The sequence below is a fragment of the Neisseria sp. P0009.S007 genome (assembly GCF_051962515.1).
This window is the reverse complement of sequence record NZ_JBQCVF010001033.1, coordinates 1-299: the sequence shown is the minus strand read 5'-3', so window position 1 is coordinate 299 and position 299 is coordinate 1. Positions and strand designations below refer to the sequence as shown.

1 pseudogene is annotated in these 299 nt (G+C 51.5%); it reads left to right on the top strand.

What is annotated here, in order from left to right:
- A pseudogene (locus ACTHS3_RS17635) lies at positions 1–299 on the top strand (MFS transporter); the annotation flags it as partial.

The following is a 299-nucleotide window of genomic DNA, read 5'->3' as shown; positions in this document are numbered from 1 at the left end:
ACGATAATGTGTTCAACCTGATGTTGGCGCTGTTCTCCATCGGCATCGCTATCGGCTCGGTATTATGCGCCAAACTCAGCCACGAACGCCTGATTTTGGGCTTGGTTACCATCGGCACTCTGGGGCTGACGGTCTATGGATTATTGCTGGTGTGGCTGACCCAAGGCCAACGCTTTACCGAATTAAACGGCATTATTTGGTTTTTATCGCAAGCCCAAGCGTATCCGATTATGCTCGTGATGTCGGCCATCGGCTTTTTCGGCGGTTTCTTCTCCGTACCGCTCTACACTTGGCTGCAA